This is a genomic window from Micromonospora sp. AMSO12t (genome assembly GCF_008806585.1).
Taxonomy (GTDB): domain Bacteria; phylum Actinomycetota; class Actinomycetes; order Mycobacteriales; family Micromonosporaceae; genus Micromonospora; species Micromonospora reichwaldensis.
Window position 1 is genome coordinate 1 of record NZ_WAAS01000129.1, and the last position, 17774, is coordinate 17774.

General features: G+C 73.5%; 18 protein-coding genes. 12 read left to right on the top strand and 6 right to left on the bottom strand.

Annotation, left to right across the window (positions count from 1 at the left end; genetic code table 11):
- Positions 1-218: 218 nt before the first annotated feature.
- Both F6X68_RS19085 and F6X68_RS19090 read right to left on the bottom strand, forming a co-directional pair.
- Complete coding sequence (locus F6X68_RS19085; protein ID WP_121397512.1) at positions 219-1313, bottom strand: PLP-dependent aminotransferase family protein; 1095 nt, start codon at positions 1311-1313, stop codon at positions 219-221.
- A gap of 106 nt (positions 1314-1419) precedes the next feature.
- Positions 1420-1878, bottom strand: coding sequence for an ester cyclase (locus tag F6X68_RS19090; protein WP_151455569.1), 459 nt, complete (start codon positions 1876-1878; stop codon positions 1420-1422).
- A 179-nt stretch (positions 1879-2057) separates the two neighbouring features.
- On the opposite strand from F6X68_RS19090, the gene F6X68_RS19095 reads away from it, so the two are divergent.
- From F6X68_RS19095 to F6X68_RS19115, 5 genes are all read left to right on the top strand, one after another.
- A complete protein-coding gene (locus F6X68_RS19095) occupies positions 2058-2507 on the top strand; it encodes an NUDIX domain-containing protein (protein WP_089002894.1) in 450 nt (149 codons plus the stop codon).
- Positions 2504-3274, top strand: a complete 771-nt coding sequence (locus F6X68_RS19100; protein ID WP_151455570.1) for a hypothetical protein — start codon at positions 2504-2506, stop codon at positions 3272-3274. Before F6X68_RS19095 ends, F6X68_RS19100 begins: the two co-directional genes overlap by 4 nt.
- Positions 3275-3353: 79 nt before the next feature.
- Positions 3354-4085, top strand: coding sequence for a sugar phosphate nucleotidyltransferase (locus F6X68_RS19105; protein WP_151455571.1), 732 nt, complete (start codon positions 3354-3356; stop codon positions 4083-4085).
- Positions 4073-5140, top strand: coding sequence for an iron-containing alcohol dehydrogenase family protein (locus F6X68_RS19110; RefSeq protein ID WP_151455572.1), 1068 nt, complete (start codon positions 4073-4075; stop codon positions 5138-5140). The genes F6X68_RS19105 and F6X68_RS19110 overlap by 13 nt, the downstream gene beginning before the upstream one ends.
- Positions 5115-5837, top strand: a complete 723-nt coding sequence (locus tag F6X68_RS19115) for a CDP-alcohol phosphatidyltransferase family protein (protein ID WP_151455573.1) — start codon at positions 5115-5117, stop codon at positions 5835-5837. Before F6X68_RS19110 ends, F6X68_RS19115 begins: the two co-directional genes overlap by 26 nt.
- Positions 5838-6167: 330 nt before the next feature.
- Here F6X68_RS19115 and F6X68_RS19120 read toward each other — a convergent pair whose 3' ends face one another.
- Positions 6168-7427 carry a glycosyltransferase gene (locus F6X68_RS19120; protein WP_151455574.1) on the bottom strand — a complete coding sequence of 420 codons (1260 nt, stop codon included), beginning with the start codon at positions 7425-7427 and terminating at the stop codon, positions 6168-6170.
- Positions 7428-7507: 80 nt separating this feature from the next.
- On the opposite strand from F6X68_RS19120, the gene F6X68_RS19125 reads away from it, so the two are divergent.
- The 5 genes from F6X68_RS19125 (at position 7508) to F6X68_RS19145 (ending at position 13020) form a co-directional block, all read left to right on the top strand.
- Positions 7508-8368: an Fpg/Nei family DNA glycosylase gene (locus F6X68_RS19125; protein WP_151455575.1), complete on the top strand. Its 861-nt coding sequence runs from the start codon at positions 7508-7510 to the stop codon at positions 8366-8368.
- Between the two features lie 265 nt (positions 8369-8633).
- Positions 8634-10205: a sugar transferase gene (locus F6X68_RS19130; protein ID WP_151455581.1), complete on the top strand. Its 1572-nt coding sequence runs from the start codon at positions 8634-8636 to the stop codon at positions 10203-10205.
- Positions 10206-10243: 38 nt separating this feature from the next.
- The gene (locus F6X68_RS19135) at positions 10244-11494 is read left to right on the top strand and encodes a sensor histidine kinase (RefSeq protein WP_151455576.1); all 1251 of its coding nucleotides are present in this window, start codon (positions 10244-10246) and stop codon (positions 11492-11494) included.
- A 17-nt stretch (positions 11495-11511) separates the two neighbouring features.
- Positions 11512-12273, top strand: a complete 762-nt coding sequence (locus F6X68_RS19140) for a LytTR family DNA-binding domain-containing protein (RefSeq protein WP_151455582.1) — start codon at positions 11512-11514, stop codon at positions 12271-12273.
- A gap of 81 nt (positions 12274-12354) precedes the next feature.
- Positions 12355-13020 (top strand): DUF5701 family protein, encoded by a 666-nt coding sequence (locus F6X68_RS19145; RefSeq protein WP_225852296.1) that lies wholly within the window; start codon positions 12355-12357, stop codon positions 13018-13020.
- 62 nt (positions 13021-13082) lie between these two features.
- Here F6X68_RS19145 and F6X68_RS19150 read toward each other — a convergent pair whose 3' ends face one another.
- Positions 13083-14315 (bottom strand): sialidase family protein, encoded by a 1233-nt coding sequence (locus tag F6X68_RS19150; protein ID WP_151455578.1) that lies wholly within the window; start codon positions 14313-14315, stop codon positions 13083-13085.
- Positions 14302-14823, bottom strand: a complete 522-nt coding sequence (locus F6X68_RS19155; protein WP_225852297.1) for a sigma-70 family RNA polymerase sigma factor — start codon at positions 14821-14823, stop codon at positions 14302-14304. The genes F6X68_RS19150 and F6X68_RS19155 overlap by 14 nt, the downstream gene beginning before the upstream one ends.
- Positions 14824-15029: 206 nt before the next feature.
- On the opposite strand from F6X68_RS19155, the gene F6X68_RS19160 reads away from it, so the two are divergent.
- Both F6X68_RS19160 and F6X68_RS19165 read left to right on the top strand, forming a co-directional pair.
- The gene (locus tag F6X68_RS19160) at positions 15030-15497 is read left to right on the top strand and encodes a hypothetical protein (RefSeq protein WP_225852298.1); all 468 of its coding nucleotides are present in this window, start codon (positions 15030-15032) and stop codon (positions 15495-15497) included.
- A 1-nt stretch (position 15498) separates the two neighbouring features.
- Positions 15499-17139 carry a cation acetate symporter gene (locus tag F6X68_RS19165; protein ID WP_151455579.1) on the top strand — a complete coding sequence of 547 codons (1641 nt, stop codon included), beginning with the start codon at positions 15499-15501 and terminating at the stop codon, positions 17137-17139.
- 63 nt (positions 17140-17202) lie between these two features.
- Here F6X68_RS19165 and F6X68_RS19170 read toward each other — a convergent pair.
- The coding region (locus tag F6X68_RS19170; protein ID WP_225852299.1) for a hypothetical protein at positions 17203-17774 on the bottom strand (572 nt) is incomplete at its 5' end.

The window sequence follows — 17774 nt, forward strand, 5'->3', positions numbered from 1 at the left end:
GCGCCCTTTGGGGGCGGGGGTTGTGCTGGTCGCGCCGCCCCACGTGCCGCCGGTCGGGCTGGCCCGGTCCGGTCGCCGGGCGCGGCGGGGGCCGGCACCGGGCGGTGAGTTCCGCTACACGTGGTGAGTGACGCTCGCAGCATTGTGGGCCGTCGGCCGCCCCGGCGGGAGTCCCGGGGCGGCCACGATCGTCCAACTGTCAGGAATCTGACAGAAATTCAGCTCCGTACGGCCGCCATGGCCTCCGCCAGGCGCCGCACGCCCTCGTCGATGCGGTCGGCGGTCACCGCCGAGTACGCCAGCCGCAGGGCGTGCCGCCCGCCGTCGACGACGAAGTCGCTGCCCTTGACCACGGCGACCCCGCGCTCGGCGGCGGCCGGCGCGAGCCTGTCGACCTCGACGTCCTCGGGCAGCTCGACCCAGAGGAAGTAGCCGCCGTCCGGCTCCACGAACCGGGCCTCCGGGATGTGCCGGCGCAGGGACTCGGCCAGCACCCGGGCCCGCTCGCCGAGCGCGGCGCGCACGGTCTCGATGGAGCGCTCGATGTCGCCGGAGACGCAGAACTGGTGCACGATCGCCTCGGAGACCATGCCCGGCGAGATGTAGAGGCTGGTCGCCTTCTTCGCGATGTCGCCGATCAGGTCCGCCGGACCCACCAGGTAGCCGACCCGTACGCCCGGGCAGACCGTCTTGGTGAAGCTGGAGGCGTGCACCACCACGTTGCGGGTGTCCAGCGAGAGCATCGACGGCAGCGCCTCGCCCCGGAACCGGATGTCGGCGTACGGGTCGTCCTCGAAGATCGTGAACTCGTACTCGGCAGCGAGGTCGAGCAGCTCCCGGCGCTTCTCCAGGCTCAGCGTCACGCCGGCCGGGTTCTGGTAGTTCGGGATGACGTGCGCCAGCCGGGGACGCACCCCGGACTCCAGCAGCTTGCGCAGCTCGGCGGTGTCGAGCCCGTCCGGCTGGATGGAGACGCCGTGCAGCTCGCTGCCCATCCGCTGGAGGTTGAGCAGCGTCCGGTCGTATGTCGGACGCTCCACCACCACCGCGTCGCCGGGGCGGACCAGGTGGTCGAAGAGGAACGCGTCCGCCTGCAACGACCCGTTGGTGATCAGCACCTGGTCGGCGGAGACCCCGTGCTTCTCGGCGATCCACTTCCGCAGCGGGAGGTAGCCGACGGAGGTGCCGTACGCGGTCACCCCGGCGGGGTCGGCGTCGAACGCGCGGACGGCGGCGGCCTTGAGCCCCTCGACATCGACGATGTCCAGGGAGGGAGCGCCACGGGCGAAGGAGATCAGCTGCTCGGCGGTCATGGCTGTTCAGCGTACGGAAGGCGACGGGGTGCGCGCGGAAGGCACGGCGATGTCCGCATCCTGAGCCACCGGGACGGGTGACCGGCGTCGACCGGTCGGCGACAGGTCAGACCGGAAGGCCGAGCGGGTCGTGCTGCGCTTCCCGGGAGAGCCCGTCCACGTGCAGGCCGAGCGCCGCGATGAGCTGCCCCCAGTCGAAGTAGGACCGCCAGGCCGCGATCCGTCCGCGCCGGACCCGGACGACGTCGACCACGTCCCAGCTCACCAGCCGGCCGGTCGGCGCGACGGTGCCGAACGGGGTGTGCAGCACCCCCGTGTGGGTGCCGGTCAGCCGCTGCTCGACGGCAGCGCCGCCGGCCGTCTGCACCGACCCGAGCGGGTCGACGAACAGGTCCGGGAAAGCCCCGGTCCAGGTGCGCAGCAGGGCGGGCAACTCGATCGGACGCACCGTGACACCGGGCATCGAGTAGAAGGCGTCGGCCGCGTAGAGGTCCGGCAGCCGGGCCACGTCCCGCCGCAGGAGCATCGCGTACTGCTGCTCGACCAGCCGATCCGCGCCACGCATGAGGACCTCCGTCGCGGGTCACGGCCCGTCCGTGCCCGCACGGAATCCTTACCCGTCGATCGGCCCGCCACACCATCGCGCGTGCCGGCGTTCCGGCCGGCCCGGCCATCGGGGCCGCCCACGCCCGGCGACGAGGCCGGGCGTCGCCGGAGGGGGCCACCGCTCGCTACTGTCGTGGCGTGTCCACCGAGCCTCTACGCTGCGCCGGCGCGCTGATCGTCGACGACGACGGTCGACTCTTCGTCCAGCGACGGTCTCCCCACCGGCGCATCTTTCCCAACTGCTGGGACATCGTCGGCGGCCATCTGGAACCGGGCGAGGACTGGATGGACGCGCTGCGCCGGGAGGTGACCGAGGAGACCGGCTGGACGGTGTCGCACGTGCTCGGCCACGTCGGGGAGTACCGCTACGTCGCCGACGACGGCCTGGCCCGCGTCGAGCGCGACTGGCTGGTCCGGGTCGACGGCGACCTGGCCCGGCCGACGCTGGAGGCGGGCAAGCACACCGAGTTCCGGTGGCTCGCCGCCGACGAGCTGGACCTGCTCGACGAGCACCGCGACGTCAACGACGGCCTCATCCGCCGGATCGCGGCCGAAGGCTTCGCCGCCCTGCGTTCGATCGGTCTGTGAACGACACCGTCGAGCTGGCGCCGCACCGGTTCGCCGGCCTGGTCGCCCCGGCGGTGGACCGTGCGTTCGTCGCCGGCATCCTCGCCGGCCGCGACGGCGGCGGCGCCGAGCTGAGCCAGCGGTACGGCGGGCCGGCGGCCACCGGCTTCCTGCTGGAGTTCCGCACCCGCCTCGCGGCGCCGGGCGGGACGGTCGACGAGGCCGGCTTCGCCGCGGTCACCCGCTACCGGGACCCGGTCGAGTGCCGGCGAGCCCTGGACAAGCAGGTCGCGTACGGGATGATCCACCGCAGCCCCGAGGGCGGGCTCACCGCCACCGAGCGCGGGCTGGCCTTCCTCGCCGAGATCTGGCAGGTGCACGCGGAGGTCACCGAGGAGCTCTGGGCGGGGCACGAGGAGCGGGTGCTGCGGCTGGTCGAGGCGTTCGGCCGGGTACTCACGTGCGCGCTGGTGCTGGCCGACGAGGAGGGCGCCGACGCGGGCGCCGCGTTCGCCGCGACGGCGCCGCCCTACGAGCCGGACGGCACCACGACCGGCGTGCTGCTGCTGAACCGGCTCGGCACGATGCGCTACCACCGGGCCGACGCGCACGCCGCCGCGTGGACGGCCGCCGGGCACAGCGCGGCGAGCGCCGCCGCCCTGCCGCCCGGCCCCGAGCAGCTCGCCATCGAGCTGGAGACCGACCGGCGGGCCGCCGCCCCGTACGCCGTGCTGACCGCCGAGGAGCGGCTGGCGGTGCTGGCCGACCTGGCGGCGCTGCCCGGCTGACCCGGTTGGCCGCAGGGGTGCCGCCGCGCGGGGCTATCCTCCAGCGGTGACCGGGAGTCGTACGAGGGAGGACGCCTCAATGATCGGGATGGTGCTCGCAGCCGGGGCGGGGCGCCGGCTGCGCCCGTACACCGACACCCTGCCCAAGGCGTTGGTGCCGGTGGACGGCGACACCACCATCCTGGACATCGCGCTGCGCAACCTGGCCGAGGTGGGGCTCACCGACATCGTGATCGTGGTCGGCTACGCCGCCGACGCGGTCGTCTCCCGCCAGGCCGACCTGGAGAAGCGGTACGGCGTCACGCTCACCCTCGTGCACAACGACAAGGCCGAGGAGTGGAACAACGCGTACTCCCTCTGGCTGGCCCGGGAGCACTTCGCCCGGGGCGTGCTGCTGGTAAACGGCGACACCGTGCACCCGGTGAGCGTGGAGAAGACCCTGCTGGCCGAGCGCGGCCCGGGCATCCTGCTCGCCGTCGACACCATCAAGCCGCTGGCCGAGGAGGAGATGAAGACCACCTTCGACGCCGCCGGCCAGCTCACCCGGATCACCAAGATCATGGACCCGGGTGAGGCGTACGGGGAGTACATCGGCGCGACGCTGATCGAGCCGCAGGTGGCTGACGCCCTCGCCGACGCGCTGGAGGCGACGTGGCGACGTGACCCGAACCTCTACTACGAGGACGGCTACCAGGAGTTCGCCGACCGGGGTGGCGAGGTGCGGGCGGCGCCGATCGGCGACGTCTCCTGGGTCGAGGTCGACAACCACGCCGACCTGGCCCGGGCGCGGGAGATCGCGTGCCACTACTAGCCCGTACGGTCAACACCCCGCTGGTGATCGAGGTCCGGCGGGGTGCGGTGGCCGACCTCGGGCCGCTGCTGGCCGACCGGCGGATCTCGGCCGGCGGGGACGTGGCCGTCGTGGTCGGCCCCGGGCAGGGTGAACGGATCGTCGAGCTGTGCCGGCCGTCGCTCGGCGCGGCCGACGTCTTCACGGTCGCCGGCGGCACCATCGACGCGGCGAACGACCTCGGTGACCGGCTGCGCCGCCGCCACTACGACGCCGTGGTGGGCATCGGCGGCGGCAAGACCATCGACACCGCCAAGTACGCGGCCACCCGGTACGGGATCCCGATGGTGACGGTGGCGACGAGCCTGGCGAACGACGGCATCGCCTCCCCCACCGCCTCGCTCGACCACGAGGGCGGCAAGGGCTCCTACGGGGTGCACATCCCGATCGCGGTCATCGTCGACCTCGACTTCGTGGAGAACGGCCCGGACCGGCAGACCCAGGCCGGCATCGGCGACGCGGTGAGCAACCTGAACGCCTGCGCCGACTGGGAGCTGGCCCACGAGGTACGCGGCGAGCCCATTGACGGGCTCGCGGTGACTTTGGCCAGGACGGGCGCCGAGGCGCTGCTCAACCATCCCGGCAAGATCACCGACGACGCCTTCCTCACCACGCTGGCCGAGGCGCTGATCATGGGCGGCATCGCCAGCTCGGTGTGCGGGTCGACGCGCCCCGCCAGCGGCGGCGACCACGAGATCTCCCACGCGATCGACCGGCTGCACCCCGGCACCGCCGCCCACGGCGAGCAGGTGGGGCTCGGCGCCCTCTTCTGCACCTTCCTGCGCGGGGACACCGACCGATTCGGTCGGCTCGCCCACTGCCTGCACCGGCACGGCCTCGCCACCACCCCGGGCGACCTGGGCCTGACCGACGAGCAGTTCGTCGATGCCGTGCAGTTCGCGCCCCGGACCCGGCCGGACCGCTACACGATCCTCGAACACCTGGCGATGTCGCCTACCGAGACGCGGGAACGGCTGGCAGACTACGCCGGTGCAATCCGCGACCACCTTGGCTGAGCCCCGTCCCACCGTCGCCGACTTCCACCGGGTGAACCGGGGCGGCGGCCTGTTCAGCGAATCGATCAGCCAGTGGCTGGGCGCGGTCTTCGCGCTCGTCGCCCAGCGCCTCGGGCTGCGCCCGACCGCGCTGACCATCGCCAACCTGGTGCTCGGCCTGGCCACCTCGATCACCGTGGTCGCGCTCGCCGGGCGGGTCGCCGCCGGCGACGTGCCGGCCTGGGCGGTCGGCCTGCTCGCGCTGGTCGGCTGGCAGGTGGCGTACTGCCTGGACTGCGCCGACGGTCAGCTGGCCCGGGTGACGGGGCAGGGCAGCGCCGCAGGTGCCCGGGTCGACGTGCTCTGCGACGTGGCCGCCCAGATCGCCCTGGTCGCCGCCCTGTCGGCGACGGCGGTGGCGCAGGAGCCGTCGACGCCGAGCTGGCTGGTCGCGGTCTTCGCCGGCACCTGGATGGTCAACCTGGTGACCTCGGTGATGCAGGCCGGCCCGAACGCCGCCAGCATGGTCACCTCGACCTCGCTGCCCGTACGCCTGGTGAAGCTGGTCCGCGACTACGGTGCGGTCATCTTCGCCGCCGGCCTGGTGCTGGCCTTCGCCCCCGCCCTCGTCCTCTGGGTGGTGGTCGCGTTCACGATCGTCAACGGCGGCTTCCTGCTGGCCAGCATCGCCTTCTCCGCCCGCGCCTCCCTCCGCTAGCGCCTAGCCGTCACGATCCGCCAAGGTGCCTGGCCAGCCGAGGGTCCGCACGCGGCACGCTGTCGAGCTGATGTCGTAGCCGATTCATCACCCTCGTGCTGATCACCGGCACTTTGAGCCGCGCCGGACCGCGCCGCGTTCGCCAGTCCGGACGCCACGGCCAACACCACGGGAGATCTTGGTAGGCAATGGCCCCTATAGGGGCGGCTAGCTACCAAGATCTCCGGAGGTCCTAAGGATTGGGACGGGGCTCCCGGAGGGCGGGAGCGGCTTCTGGTCAGGCCCCGAACCCCGCAGCAGCACGGCGATCGCTCTGCCCGCGGGCGTCGGTCAGTGGCGGCGGGCGACGCCCGCGTACACGTCAAGGAGGCGCTTGGTGACCACGTCGGGGTGGAACGTGCGCTCGTAGCGGGCGCGCGCCGCCGGGGCCAGCGTCGCGGCCCCCGCCCGGGCCACCGGCAGGGCGGCGGCCATGGCGGCCGGCTCCGGGGGCACCACCCAGCCCGCCTCGCCCGCCTGCACGCCGGCGGGCAGCGCGACGCGGCCCTCCCCCGGGGCGGCCGTGGCGACGGCGGCCGGGCCGGTGCCGGCCGGCTCCCGGGGCGCGTCGGCGCCGACGAGGTACGGGATGCCGCCGAGCGCGGTGCCGAGCACCGGGCGGCCGGCGGCGAACGCCTCGATGATCACGGTGGGCAGCACGTCGTGCCAGGTGGAGGCCGCGATGATCACCGCGCTGGCCTCGACCGCGGCGCGCACCCCGGCGCGGTCCAGCGGCCCGAGGTAGGTCACGTCGGCGCGCTCGGCGGCGGCAGCCTCGGCCAGCGGGCGCAGCTCGCCGTCGCCGGCGATGCGCAGCGGGCCGAGCGCCCCGTCCGGGTGCCGCCGCCAGGCGTCCAGCAGCAGGTCCAGCCCCTTCTCCGGGGAGAGCCGGGCCATGTAGAGGAAGCCGTCGCCGAGCGGCGCGGGCGTTCCCGGGTCGGGGATGCCGTTCGGCTTCACCACGATCCGCTCGGCGGGGATGCCGTAGTCGCGCAGGTGGTCGGCGACCGCCGACGTGAGCGCGACGAAGCGGTCCACCGAGCGCCAGGTGCCCCGGTGCACGGCCAGCGTGGTCGCCATCAGGGCGCTCTGCGCCCGCGAGCCCCGGTAGCAGCGGTGCACGATCGCCGGCACGCCCAGGGCCCGGCCCCGGCAGTCCTGGCAGATCATCCCGTCCCGGAAGTAGAGCCCCGAGGAGCAGACCTGGCGGTAGTTGTGCACCGTCTGCACCACCGGCACGCCGTGCCGGTGCGCGGTCCGCACGATCCAGGGCGAGATCAGGGGGTACGGGTTGTGCAGGTGCAGCACGTCCGGCCGGTGCTCGGTGATGAGCCGACTCAGGTCCTCCTGCGCGCGGGGCGCCCAGATCGGCGAGATCGGCAGCAGGGCCTTGGCCGACTTCGACATCGTCGGGATCTCGTCCGAGCTGCGGATGAACGGCAGCACCTCCACCCCGGCTGCGGTGAGCTGGGCGATCTCCGCGTCGACGATCGTGTTCTCACCGGAGGGCTGAGCCTCCCGGTACCGGTTGTGCGCCACCACGATTCTCACGCAGCTTGCCTTTCGTTCGCGACTGCGGGACTCGCAAGCTCATTCCTCGCGCTCACGGGAAAGAAGGCTACCGTTGGCTGGTGCCCGAACTACCGGAGGTTGAGGCGCTCACGGACTACCTGCGTGAGCGCGCGGTGGGGCGGCGGGTCGACCGGTTGGAGGTCGCCGCGATCAGCGCCCTGAAGACGTACGACCCGGCGCCGACCGCCGCCGCCGGGCGGACCGTGACGGACGCCCGCCGGCACGGCAAGTTCCTCGACGTGGTGCTCGACGGCGACCTGCACCTGGTGGTCCACCTGGCCCGGGCGGGCTGGCTGCACTACCGGGAGGCGTTTCCGTCCGCCGCCCCGCTGCGCCCCGGCAAGGGCCCGATCGCGCTGCGGGTACGCCTCGACGACGGTTCCGGCTTCGACCTGACCGAGGCCGGCACCCAGAAGAGCCTCGCCGTCTACCTGGTCACCGACCCGCAGGCGGTGCCCGGGGTGGCCCGGCTCGGCCCCGACGCGTTCGCCGCCGACCTGGCCACCTTCACCGAGCGGATGCGCAGCCGCAAGGGCCAGGTCAAGGGGGTGCTCACCGACCAGACGGTGCTGGCCGGCGTCGGCAACGCGTACTCCGACGAGATCCTGCACGCGGCGAAGCTGTCCCCGTTCGCGATCACCAGCCGGCTGACCGACGACCAGTTGGCGACCCTGCACGGGGCGACGCGGGAGGTGCTCGGCGACGCGGTGCGCCGGTCGGTCGGGCAGAAGGCGGCCGAGCTGAAGGGCGAGAAGCGCTCGGGGCTGAAGGTGCACGCCCGGACGGGGCAGCCCTGCCCGGTCTGCGGGGACACCGTCCGCGAGGTCTCGTTCGCCGATTCCAGCCTCCAGTACTGCGCGACCTGCCAGACCGGCGGCAAGCCGCTCGCTGACCGCCGGTTGTCGCGGCTCGTACGGTGAGTGACGACACTGCCGACTACGGAACGGAATCGGCCATCCCGCGCCGAAGGTCTGAGTTGCGGCTCTACCGGGCCCGTCATCCATCGGTATAGTGGCTCGGTCCCCGGCTTCTGAAATGGCGCGGAGCCGGCCAGACGCCCGGCGGCACCACACCCGGCGCGTTGTCCCTCGGGTCAGCGCACGGGTCGGTGCCCGCGTGGGAGACTGGGACGGTGGGCGACCGGGCCCTCACGGTGAGTGAGCGGCTCGTGTCATGCGGGAGGACATGGGTGAGGTGACGACAAGCCTCCAGCGCCCGGTAACCAACACAGGCCGGAGCAAACTCGTGCGGCACGTCGACAGCTTCGAGATCCAGCCGCCGGCACCGCCGTCCCACAACGGCGTACCCCGGTCCGCGTGGGCTCGGGCGCGCCGTCGCGTGTCCCGCTGGCACCGCCCCTACATCACGCTCCTGCTGCTGCTCGACTTCGCAGCCGCCGCGGTAGCCAGCCTGATCGCCATCGAGACGTTCGACCAGTCGCGGGCGGGCTTCTACAATGCCGAGCAGGACCCGACGTGGTTCCACACGGTGGCGTTCGGGCTCCTGCCGCTCGGCTGGCTCGTCAGCCTCTGGGCCAACCGGGCCTACGACCGGCGCTACCTCGGGCTGGGCCCCGACGAGTACAAGCGGGTGATCCGGGCCGGCGTCGCCGTCGCCGCGACGGTGTCCTTCCTCGCCTTCGCCACCAAGACCGACCTGTCCCGCTACACGGTCGGCACCGCCCTGCTCGCGGCGCTGCTGCTGATCCTGCTGAACCGGATGCTCTGCCGCTTCGTGCTGCACGTGGTCCGGCGCAACATCAGCCAGGCGGGCCACCGGATGGTGCTGATCGGCACCCTGCCGGAGTGCCTGGAGGTCTACACGGCGGTCACCCGCAACCCGGCCGCCGGGCTGATGCCGGTCGCCATCCACATCACCGACGGCTACGCGGCGGCCAAGGGCATCGAGACCCCGGTCCCCGTGTACGCGGGCCGCGACGTCCTCGCCCTCGTCCGGGAGGTCGGCGGCGACACGATCGCGGTCTGCGGCTCGGCGAGCTCCGAGCCGGGCGAGCTGCGCCGGCTGGCCTGGCAGTTGGAGGGCTCGGGCGTCGACCTGGTCGTCGCCCCGCAGCTGACCGACATCGCCGGCCCCCGGGTGCACATCCGGCCGATCGAGGGCCTGCCGCTGCTGCACGTCGAGGAGCCGACCCTCTCCGGGCCGGCGCTGCTGGCCAAGAACCTGATGGACCGGGTGGCCGCCGGGTTCGGCCTGCTGCTGCTGGCCCCGGTCTTCCTGTTCATCGCGGTCGCGATCCGGATCTCCGACCCGGGCCCGGTCTTCTTCCGCCAGCCCCGGGTGGGCCACGAGGGCCGCACCTTCCGGGTCTGGAAGTTCCGCACCATGTACGTGAACGCGGAGGACCGGCTGGCCAGCCTGGTCGACCGGAACGAGACCGACGGCATGCTGTTCAAGATGAAGGAGGATCCCCGGGTCTTCCCGGTGGGCCGCTTCCTGCGCGCCTCCTCGCTGGACGAGCTGCCGCAGTTGATCAACGTGTTGAAGGGCGAGATGTCGCTGGTCGGGCCGCGCCCGCTGCCCGCCGACGACGGCGACTTCCTCGGCGACGTGCGCCGCCGCCTGCTGGTCCGGCCGGGCATGACGGGGCTGTGGCAGGTCTCCGGCCGCTCCGACCTGTCCTGGGACGAGGCGGTCCGGCTCGACCTCTACTACGTCGACAACTGGTCGCTGGCGTACGACCTGAGCATCCTGTGGCGCACCGTCGGGGTGGTGCTCGCCCGCAAGGGCGCGTACTGACCCTTGGCGTACGGGCCGGCAGGGGCCAGGATCGCTGCGTGGGTGGCAACCTCTCGGGCGTCTTCGGCGTCGTCTCGCTGCTCGCCGCGCTGGGTGCGGCCCTGTTCGCGGTGGTCCGGCTGCGCGCGCGGCGGGGCATCGCCACGGCCACCCAGCGGGCCACGTACGAGGTGCTGCACACCGCCGGGTTGGCCGCCGAGCAGCTGCGCGCGGGACTGAGCGCCGCGAACGCGGCGAAGGCCGTACGCCATCTGCGGGCGCTGGTGGGTGCGGCCGGGCTGGCGCTGACGGACCGGGAGAGCCTGCTCGCCCTCGACGGGCGGGGCGGGCACCACCACGCGCAACTGGTCGCGGCGGCCCGGCGGGCGGTGGCAACGGGCCGCTCGACCGTCCTCGGCGAGCCGGAGCTGCACTGCGACCGGGTCGACTGCCCGGTACGCGGCGCGGTGGTCGCCCCGCTGACCGGCGCGGACGGGCGCAGGGTCGGGGTGCTGGTCGCGGTCGCCGACGGCCAGCCGGAGCCGGGCCTGGTGCAGGCCACCCTGGAGACGGCACACTGGGCCGGCAACCAGCTCGCCCTGGCCGAGCTGGACTCCTCGCGGGAGCGGCTGGCCCGCGCCGAGGTACGCGCCCTGCGCGCGCAGATCAGCCCGCACTTCATCTACAACGCGCTGACCGCGATCGGCTCGTTCGTCCGCACCGACCCGGACCGGGCCCGGGAGCTGATCCTGGAGTTCGCCGAGTTCACGCGGTACTCGTTCCGGGCGCACGGCGAGTTCACCACGCTGGCCGAGGAGCTGCGCTCGATCGACCGCTACCTGACCATCGAGCGGGCCCGGTTCGGCGACCGGCTCCAGGTGCGCCTCCAGATCGCCCCGGAGGTGCTGCCCGTGACGCTGCCCTTCCTCTGCCTGCAACCGCTGGTGGAGAACGCCGTCCGGCACGGGTTGTCCCGCAAGCCGGGCACGGGCATGGTGAGCATCGAGGCCCGGGACGCGGGCACCGAGTGCCACATCACCGTGGAGGACGACGGAGTGGGGATGGATCCGAGCACGCTGACCGCCGGCATCGCCGAGCTGGCCGGCGCCGCCGGGGACCCGGGCGACGCCGCGCTGGCCGGCGTGGGGGACGACCCGGGCCAGCACGTCGGGCTCTCCAACGTCGACGAGCGGCTCCGGTCGGTCTTCGGGGACGGCTTCGGCCTCGTCGTCGAGACGGGCCTCGGCTCGGGCACGAAGGTGAGCATGCGGGTGCCGAAGTTCCATCCCGGCGTACGGGCCGGCTCGTGATCGAGCGGGCCGCGGAGGTGGGGGCGGCCGGGTTCCTGCGGGTGCTGGCGGTCGACGACGAGCCGCCGGCGCTGGACGAGTTGGCGTACCACCTGCGGGCCGACCCCCGGGTGGCCCGGCTGCACACGGCGGGGGACGCGACGGAGGCGCTGCGGGTGCTCCGCGACGGCGACGTGGACGTGGTCTTCCTCGACATCCGGATGCCCGGGCTGGACGGCATGGAGCTGGCCCGGGTGCTGCGCCGCTTCGCCCGGCCACCGGCGATCGTCTTCGTCACCGCGTACGACGACGGGGCGGTGGACGCGTTCGACCTGGGCGCCACCGACTACGTCCGCAAGCCCGTACGCGCCGAGCGGCTCGCCGAGTCCCTGCGCCGGGTGATCGGCGCGCGGGTGGTGCCGTCGCACCCGGCGGCGCTGGCCCGGGCGGAGGAGGACCCGACCATCCCCATCGAGCTGGCCGGCACCACGCGGATGCTGCCCCGCTCGGCGGTGCGCTGGGTGGAGGCGCAGGGCGACTACGCCCGCCTGCACACCGCCGACGGCTCGCACCTGGTCCGGGTGTCGCTGGCGACCCTCGCGGAGCGCTGGGCGGACGCCGGGTTCGTCCGCATCCACCGGTCCTACCTGGTGCAGCTCAAGCTGATCGCGGAGCTGCGGCTGGTCAACTCCGGCTACGTCGTGGTGGTCGACTCGGCGGAGCTGCCGGTCAGCCGTCGGCACACCCGCGAGCTGAAGGACAAGCTGGTCCGCGCGGCGAAGCAGGACTGGAACCGCTGACCCCGATCTTCTTCGCGGGTCGGGAATAGGCGCGCTTCGGCGTACGCTGTACGGTACTCCGTACGACAATTGGAGGCCGCCTTGTTCGACGCCGCGACCGAATTCGACCGCCAGCTCGACCGGCTGGTGGAGCTGGGCTATCCGGCCCTGGCCGAGCTGACCGAGGACGCCTTCCGTGACCTGGTCGCGCCGCTGCGCGCGGCGGCCGTCGCCGGGGCGGCCGACCTGCCCGCCCCGACCGAGGGGCGGGTGCCCTTCCTCCTGGTGGTCACCCGCGACCTGGTGCCGGTGGAGGAGCGCGTCGCGCTCACCACCCTCGCCGGCAAGCGGAAGCCGGGGATCGTCGACCGGCACTACGCCGAGGGCGACCTGCCGAAGTTCAACCCGATCAAGGAGCTGGAGGTGCCGGCCGGGCCGGCGTACCTGCTCTTCGACGTCGACCGGGGCGAGGAGACGCTGAATCTCGCGCCCGCCGTCGCCATGGAGGTGATCACCGGCCAGGACCGGCTGCCGCTCACCATCGACGAGGGGCTCGCCTTCGTCACCCTGCACCCGGAGGCGCTGGCGAAGAACAAGTGCTTCTCGCTGGTCGGCTCCCGCTGCGGCGACAAGCGGGTGCCGGCGCTCTGGATCAGCCAGAACGCGCCGAAGCTCGGCTGGTGCTGGTACGGCAACCCGCACACCTGGCTCGGCTCCGCCTCCGCCCGCCCGGAGCGCGTCGGCCTGGAGCACGTCGACACGAAGTGAGTGCCGCGCGGTGGGGTGACCGACCACCGGTCACCCCACCGCGACGCCTGGCAACGGCTGAGTCACCGGGGCAACGGCAGCCGGCTCCACGTCTCCCCGTCTGCGCTCACCTGGACATGAGCCGTTGCTGGCAGGTTCATCACGTCACGACCGCCGAGCCAGACCAGGCCCGGTGCCACTCCGACGGTCCCCTCGGTGCCGGACCGCTCGCTCCGGGTGAAGTGTCGCCCGCCATCCCTGCTGACCCAGACGTACGCGGTGGCGCCGCCCGCGAACGGCTCGCCGACGAGGAGGGCCCCGTCCCGTCCGATCGTGAACGGCCTCATCATGGAACTGGCGGGAAGGTCCGTGTCGACGTCGACCCAGGATCGGCCGGCGTCCGTCGTGTGCAGCAACCGGGAGGAGCCGGACGGCGGACCGTTCGTGCCTGCCGGATGGGGCTCGGTCAGCAGGTAAGCCTCCCGGCCACTGACCGCCGCGAGCCCGATGGCCGTCACGCCCTCCGGCACCTGCGATGTCAGCCAGGTGGCACCCCGGTCGACGCTACGCGCGACGGTTGCGGCACCTCCGAACTCGGGGGACGCCTGCACGTACCAGAGCGCGCCGTCGTCGCTCCGGTCCACGACGTCCCTCGCGTGGGTCGCGGCCAGGTCCGCCAGCCGATAGACCCTGCCGGTGCCGGGCTCGACCGCAAGCGGACGTTTCATGGCTCCGCACCCGTTCTGACAGGTCACCGGCCGCGCCCGCTCCGGAAACGCCTTCACATCGATCACTGCGGATTCAACGTCCCGCCATGTCCGGCCGCCGTCCGTCGAGAGGATCGCCTGGCCATCGACGCTGACCAGATAGGTCCGCTCGTCCAACACGCTGTACCGGACGTCGGACACACCGAACCCCTCCGAGTCCGGGGTGGTGGTGCAGGCCCCGTCGTACTCGGCTGTCCGCCAGTCCGACCAGTTCCGTCCGGCATCCTCAGTGGCCGTGAAGCTGATCTGGCAGGGGTCCCGTACCTCGACGCCGACCGCGACCCGGTCGGTGAGCAGGAACAGCTCGCTGACCCCCCGCTCGATCGCTGGGTCGGACGGGTCCGGGGCGGCCCAGTTCCCTCCGTCCGGATCACCCACGGACGGGACGAGGGCCACCCCGGCAAGGGCAACCACCACGGCCAGCCCGGCCCCGGCCGCGCGTCGGCGCCGTCGGAACAGGGCCGCCGAACGCAGGTCGTCGAGCGGCGGCTGACGGACGGCGTCGGCGACGATCTCGACGTCGAACTCGCCGAACTCACGATCGGACATCGATCCTCCCGGTGTACGTGGTGTCGGTGACGTCGGAGTCGGCGAGCAACTCCGCTAGCGCCCGCCGACCGCGTGACAGACGCGACTTGACCGTGCCGGCGGAGACGCCGAGCGTCGCCGCCACCTCGTCCACCGGCAGGTCGACCAGGTAGTGCAGGGCGAGCGCGTGCCGCTGACCCTCCGGCAGCCCGCGCAGCGCGGCGAGCAGCGCGAGGTGCTCCGGCGCGCGGTCGGCGACAACGGGGGGCGGACCGATCCGGCGCAGCAGCCCGTCGAGCACCCGCCGTCGCCGGTACCGGCTGCGGGCCACGTTCACCGCCACCCGGCGCAGCCACGCCTCCGGGTTCTCCAGCCGGGCGAAGCGCCGGGGTGCGGCCAACGCCCTGGTGAACGCCTCCTGGACCGCCTCCTGCGCCTCGCTGAGGTCGCCGGTCACCGCGTAGAGCTGGACCACGAGCCGGCGGAAACAGCCGGCGTACATCTCCGAGATCGGATCACCGTCGGACACCGTCACCTCCCTTCTCCACCCTTTCCACTCGCCAGCGGGGAGGAAGGTTCCGGCGACGGCGGTTCCACAGAGTTATCCACAGGGGTGACCCGTTCTCCACAGGTTGTCCACAGCCCTGGTGTGGACGACTCCCCGGCTCCGGGCCGTGCCAGGCACGACGTCGGCGCGGCCCTTGACAATCGCGGCGATCGGGCGAGACTGCCGGGATGGCCGCTGCCGACGATCCCGTCCCCGCGCCCCGGCGGGGCGGGTCCGCAGCGCCCGGGCACGCGGGCCGGCCCGGGGTGCCGGGGCGGCCCACGCCACCCCAGCCCCGGACCCGGATCGTGCTGGCCGAGGTGTCCCGCCGCGAGGACCGGGCGGAACGCACCCGCGCCGAGCTGGCCCAGCAGACCCGGGTCGGCGACGCGCTCGTACGGGGGCTGGTCCGGGCCCAGTTCGCGCTGGCCCTGCGGCTCTCCCTGGTGGTGGCGATCGGGCTCGGCGGGCTGCCGTGGCTCTTCGCCGTCGCGCCCGCCGTCGGCCGGGTCACCGTGCTCGGCGTCAACCTGCCCTGGCTGCTGCTCGGGGTGGCGTCGTTCCCGTTCCTGATCGCGGTCGGATGGGCGTACGTGCGGCTGGCCGAACGCAACGAGCAGGACTTCACCGACCTGGTCCAGCGGCCGGAGCGCTGAGGTGGGCAACGGTTACGTCGTACCGGCGATCGTGGCGGTCACTCTGGTCACCGTCGGCATCGGCTTCTACGGGCTGCGGCTGGCGCGGACCACCTCCGACTTCCTGGTCGCCTCGCGGGCGATCAGCCCCACCTGGAACGCCGCCGCGATCGGCGGGGAGTACCTGTCGGCGGCGAGCTTCCTCGGGGTCGCCGGGCTGATCCTCAAGTACGGCGTCGACGTGCTCTGGTATCCCGTCGGCTTCGCCGCCGGCTACCTCGCCCTGCTGCTCTTCGTGGCCGCGCCGCTGCGCCGCTCCGGCGCGTTCACCCTGCCGGACTTCTGCGAGCTGCGGCTCGGGTCGCGCCGGCTGCGCACCCTGGCCACCGTCTTCGTGATCTTCATCGGCTGGCTCTATCTGGTGCCGCAGCTCCAGGGGGCGGGGCTGACGCTGGCCACGGTGACCGGCTCGCCGTACCCGTTGGGGGCCCTGCTGGTGGCCGTGGTGGTCACCGCGAACGTCGCGCTCGGCGGCATGCGCGCGATCACCTTCGTGCAGGCCTTCCAGTACTGGCTGAAGCTGACCGCGCTGGCCGTACCGGCGATCTTCCTGGCGTTGCAGTGGCAGGCCGACGCCCGCCCGGCGGTGACCCCGCCCGACGGGCCGGCGTTCCGGACCGCGACCACCGTCGTGGTCGAGCACCGCGCGACCCTCACCCACCCCGACGGCCGGATCCAGGAGGTACGCCCCGGCGATGAGCTCTCCTTCGCCGCCGGCGACGCGGTGCCGGAGGTGTCGGGGGTGGCCACGGACGCGGCCGACTGGCTGCTGCCCAGCGCCGCCGGGGACGACGACCGGGGCCTGTTCGCCACCTACTCGCTGATCCTGGCGACGTTCCTCGGCACCATGGGACTGCCGCACGTGCTGGTCCGCTTCTACACCAACCCCGACGGCGCCGCCGCCCGCCGCACCACGCTGGTGGTGCTCGCCCTGGTCGGGGCGTTCTACCTGCTGCCCACCATCTACGGGGTGCTCGGCCGGATCTACACCCCGCAACTGCTGCTCAGCGGGCAGACCGACGCGGTGGTGGTGCTGCTGCCCGGCGCGGCGCTCGGCGACGGCACCGCCGGCCGGCTGCTCGCCGCGCTGGTCGCGGCCGGCGCGTTCGCGGCCTTCCTCTCCACCTCGTCGGGGCTGCTCACCAGCGTCGCCGGGGTGATCTCCACGGACGTGCTGGGGCGCGGCTCGGTACGCGGCTTCCGGCTCGCCACGGTGATCGCCGGAGCCGTGCCGACGGTGCTCGCGCTCAACCTCGCCGGGCTGGACGTGTCCCAGGTCGTCGGGCTGGCCTTCGCGGTCGCCGCGTCCAGCTTCTGCCCCCTGCTGGTGCTCGGCATCTGGTGGCGGGGCCTGACCGACCTCGGCGCCGCCGCCGGGATCCTGGTCGGCGGCGGCGCGGCGGTCGGGGCGGTGCTGGTCACGGTGCTCGGCCCGCCGCTGTCCGGCTGGCCGGCCACGCTCACCGCGCAGCCGGCCGCCTGGACGGTGCCGCTCGCCTTCGCCGTGATGGTGGCGGTCTCGATGGCGACCCGCCGCCGGGCGCCGGCCGACGTCGGCGCCACCATGCTCCGCCTGCACGCCCCGGAGGCGCTGCGGCTGTGAGGAGGGGCCCGCGCCGTCACGCGCGGTGCGGGAAATGCCCCTCCCGACGGACGATCCGGCCGTTCAGCAGGCTTCGGTGCCGGCGCAGAGCCGCTCGGCCACCCGTTGCGCGATCCGCCGCGCCTCGGCCGGATCGTCCTCGCCCTTCAGCCAGACCTCCGCGACCAGGTCGCCCCGCCGGACCAGGAGCCAGCGGCTCGGCGTGCCGTCGCCGGTCGCAGCGACCAGGAGCGACTCGTCCCCGGCGAAGCCCGAGTCGACGATCGCCAGCGACTGCTCCGGATCGTGGGGCCGGCAGCCCGTCACCAGCCGGCGCGCCCGATCCATGGTCACCTTCGCGTCCTCCGACGCGTAGCGCCTCACCCGCTCGACGACCGCCTCCTCGGGAGCCGCCCGGAAGGCCGCGCCCCGCTCGGCCTGTTTCCTGACGGTCAGCGGGGGCGCCGCGTTGCGACAGCGCGTGGAGGTTGCATCGAGGGACCAGTCGCCGTCGGTCCAGGGCACCTTCCGGAAACCGTCGGGCAGGTCCCCCGCCGCGAGCAGGGCGGCCGGCGGGACCTCCCGGCTCGCGGGGCCCGCGGGCCCGGACGCCGGAGACTCGGACGTCGCGTCTTCCGTCGGGGCCGGGGAGGAGG

Coding starts and splice junctions, on each gene's coding strand:
- F6X68_RS19160 (WP_225852298.1), top strand. CDS start 15,030: ATGGCCGCTGCCGACGATCCCGTCCCCGCGCCCCGGCGGGGCGGGTCC.
- F6X68_RS19090 (WP_151455569.1), bottom strand. CDS start 1,878: ATGCGTGGCGCGGATCGGCTGGTCGAGCAGCAGTACGCGATGCTCCTG.
- F6X68_RS19105 (WP_151455571.1), top strand. CDS start 3,354: ATGATCGGGATGGTGCTCGCAGCCGGGGCGGGGCGCCGGCTGCGCCCG.
- F6X68_RS19130 (WP_151455581.1), top strand. CDS start 8,634: ATGGGTGAGGTGACGACAAGCCTCCAGCGCCCGGTAACCAACACAGGC.
- F6X68_RS19150 (WP_151455578.1), bottom strand. CDS start 14,315: ATGTCCGATCGTGAGTTCGGCGAGTTCGACGTCGAGATCGTCGCCGAC.
- F6X68_RS19085 (WP_121397512.1), bottom strand. CDS start 1,313: ATGACCGCCGAGCAGCTGATCTCCTTCGCCCGTGGCGCTCCCTCCCTG.